The organism is Intestinibacillus massiliensis (assembly GCF_900155735.1).
Classification (GTDB): Bacteria; Bacillota; Clostridia; order Oscillospirales; family Butyricicoccaceae; genus Intestinibacillus; species Intestinibacillus massiliensis.
The window spans coordinates 1-756 of the sequence record NZ_LT707057.1 but is presented as its reverse complement, the minus strand read 5'-3'; the positions used below and the strand labels follow the sequence as shown (position 1 = coordinate 756).

At 65.6% G+C, this 756-nt stretch carries 1 protein-coding gene; it reads left to right on the top strand.

Features of this window, described 5'->3' with window-relative positions:
- On the top strand, window positions 1-756 hold a 756-nt coding region (locus tag CZ203_RS05910), incomplete at both ends, for a PD-(D/E)XK nuclease family protein (protein ID WP_200809442.1).

Here is a 756-nt window from a genome sequence, read left to right as displayed (position 1 = left end):
GGCCGGGAACTGAACCTGACCGCGTCGCGCGTCGATAAATTCTATTCGTGCCGGTTCGCGTTCTTCATGCAGTACGGGCTGCGCGCAAAGCCGCGGCGGCAGGCCGATTTCGCCGCGCCCGAAGCGGGCACGTTCATCCATTTCGTGCTGGAAAACACGTTGGCCGAACTGCAGGCGCGCGACGGCGGCGTGGCGGCGGCGCCAGATGCGGACGCGTTCGCCGTGATGCGCAAATATGTGCGCCGCTATATCGAGGAGAACCTCGGCGGGCTGGAAAACAAGACCGCGCGGTTCCGCTACCTGTTCCGCCGCCTGGTCAAGACGATGGAAGGCGTGCTGCAAAACGTGCTGGACGAGTTGCGCGTGTCCGACTTTGCGCCGATCGACTATGAGCTTGACTTTTCCGCCGGCGGCGACCTGCCGCCGGTCTCGGTCTCCGACGGCGGGGTTTCCGCGCAGCTTTCCGGCAAGGTCGACCGTGTGGACGGCTATATCCGTGACGGCCGCCTGTATGTGCGCGTCATGGACTACAAGAGCGGGAAAAAGTCCTTCTCCCTGTCCGACATCTGGTACGGGCTGAATATGCAGCTGGTGCTATACCTGTACGCCCTGCAGGACGAGGGGCTGGCGCGCTACCGGGCGCTGCTGAGCCGCGAGCTGTGCGAGGTCGTCCCGGCGGGCGTGCTATATGTACCCGCGCGCGAGGAGCTGCTCGACGCGGGGCGCGAGGCCGACGAGGACACGCTGCGCGCCCTG